The sequence below is a fragment of the Streptomyces sp. NPDC059679 genome (assembly GCF_042734105.1).
Lineage (GTDB): Bacteria > Actinomycetota > Actinomycetes > Streptomycetales > Streptomycetaceae > Streptomyces.
On the sequence record NZ_JBHWES010000186.1, the window covers coordinates 1 to 2,199 of the forward strand.

General features: G+C 65.2%; 2 protein-coding genes and 1 pseudogene. 1 reads left to right on the forward strand and 2 read right to left on the reverse strand.

All coding sequences use genetic code 11. The annotated features are described in order from the left end of the window. On the forward strand, positions 1-349 hold a 349-nt coding region (locus ACFV2X_RS55530; protein ID WP_385631954.1), incomplete at its 5' end, for an integrase core domain-containing protein. A 32-nt stretch (positions 350-381) separates the two neighbouring features. On the opposite strand, the gene ACFV2X_RS55535 is transcribed toward ACFV2X_RS55530, so the two are convergent. Both ACFV2X_RS55535 and ACFV2X_RS55540 read right to left on the reverse strand, forming a co-directional pair. Further along, on the reverse strand, positions 382-1,683 hold the full coding sequence (locus ACFV2X_RS55535; RefSeq protein WP_385631955.1) for a hypothetical protein: 1,302 nt from the start codon (positions 1,681-1,683) through the stop codon (positions 382-384). 294 nt (positions 1,684-1,977) lie between these two features. Further along, positions 1,978-2,199: pseudogene (locus tag ACFV2X_RS55540) on the reverse strand (hypothetical protein); the annotation flags it as partial.

Consider the following 2,199-nt stretch of genomic DNA (forward strand, 5'->3'; position numbering starts at 1 on the left):
GGACGCGAAGTACACCGAGTCCTTCGACGCAGTCTTCGCGGCCGATGACATCGAGGTCGTGCCGACAGCGCCTCGAACGCCCCGGATGAACGCGCCATGCGAACGGGTCATCGGAACCCTGCGGCGCGAGGTCCTCGACCACCTGCTCATATGGAACGAAACCCATGCCCGACAGATCCTCGACTCCTATGCCCAGCACTACAACCGTCATCGCCCACACCAAGCCCGGGCACAGCTCCCTCCCCTCGCCCACGAGCACCCGAAGCCCATGAGCGATCCGACTACTCACCGGCTCCTGCACACCCGAATACTCGGCGGCGTGATCAACGAGTACAGATACGCCGCCTGACCAGCAGCGACGAGTTTCCGAACGGCACAGGATCAGCTGACCCAGATGCCCTCGGGTGAGACCCGGCGTGCGAGACGTCGGCCAGCGTCACTGATCGGGGCCGACCAGGATACATCGGCGACCTGGCACCCGAAGTCGTCGGCGAGTACCTGCACGAGCGTGGCGCCGACGCGCTGGCGGCGATAGGTGTCCGCCACCCAGATCAGGTTGATACGCGGGCGCAGCGTGTCATCCTCGTCGCCGTACTGCGACCCGTCGATCAGATCCCAGCGGCGGTGCTCGCTGGTGTCGTGGGCCGCCAGGTAACCGATGACGTACCCGTTCACCTTCAACAGATACGCTCGCACGTTGTCCGGGGTCACCTCGGGCTCACCAAGGTGAGACCACGAGTTGAAGTCGTAGTGGTTCTCCTTCTGTGGCATCCGCCCCACCTGATAGGCCAGCCTCCGCCACGCGATGGGCGACTGCGACCTCACGACGGCCAGGTCGCGCAACCACATCAGGTTTTGGGGTGCTCGGATGCCTAACGCCCACGCCGCGTGATGGGTGGTGTGCTCCTTACCGCCGTCCCAGGGCTCTCGCAGGCTCATGCCGCAGGGGCACTCCCCGCTGTTCGGCTTCTCCACAGCGCGGAACTGAACGGGTGTCGCGCCGTAGCTGAGGTCCTTGTCTCTGCCACCCACCCAGGGCCGGACAGGCGCTTCCTCCGACTCGGCGTAACCGGTCCAGCGGTCCACCCACCCGGGGTACCGCTCGGGGAACTCCTCCCGCATCTGCTTCTCGACGGCCGACAGCGTCGGGCGAACCCAGACACTTCCAGCGGTCGCCCGCCCGTTGATGCGCACTCCACATGTTTTGGCCTTGCCCCGAAGGAACCTCAGGAACGCGCCAGGCGGCGCGTTGAAGTCAACGCCACGGATCAGCTCCCGCTCGCCGGGAGCGAGCCACTCATCAATAGGGAGCGTCAATCGGTCGGCCAGCGCATGAAACCTGCTGTAGTCGTGGTCGAGCTCGGCTACGCGCAGCGCCTCGACCGTGGCCTCGACATGCGGGAACTGCACGAACAGGGTCACCCAGCGGGGGCCGCTCCCCCAAGAGAAGTCGCCCGGATAACCGTCGTACCAGATGCGGTCGATAGACGCGTCGCGCACCCTGTCTACGGCTTCTCCGTAGGCCGTGGGCAACTCGGGGTCGTGGCCCAGTGAAGTCGCGGCGTCGACGTACCCATCGCGGTCGAGGGCGACCGTGGCGTACCAGCGGTGGAACCGGACACGGATCTTCCGGGAGCGCCAGTCGCGTGGATCAGAGTCAAGGTAGACAGTTCGCTCTGTCATGCGCTCAGTTCCGTAGCTCTACAAAAATCGGTCGTTGGAGGTCATACAGGTTGCGGCACGGCCCTACAAGGGCACTGTCAGGCGGGGTGGTGTACTTCGTTGCTGTAACACGGCACTGCCGACCGCGCGGCCCTCGCGCAACGCAGCGCCGACGCGAGTGAAATCCCGTGAGTCCCTACCCTGCCATGGCGCCGAGCGACGCGAAGTCCATCTCCGCTCAATGCCTTCGAAGGTGGTCGCGTCACCACGTGGGGCATCAAGAAAGATCTCCTCGCACAGCACCGTGTGGAAGGATCACTCATCCGCCAGGCCTTCCTCGCCTGCACCATCTACCTGGCGGTAAGCCTGAGCGATCGAACGGCCGACCCCGCCAGATGATGTCTCGACCGCCAGATGATCGGTCCTCGTCGAACGCACCGCAGCCACCAGCATCCGGGACCTGGCCGCCCCGACGTGCAGTCGCTTCCGTAGCCTCTCAGCAGAGATCGGCCGTTGATACGTCTCCCAATGCCACGC

Coding starts and splice junctions, on each gene's coding strand:
- ACFV2X_RS55535 (WP_385631955.1), bottom strand. CDS start 1,683: ATGACAGAGCGAACTGTCTACCTTGACTCTGATCCACGCGACTGGCGC.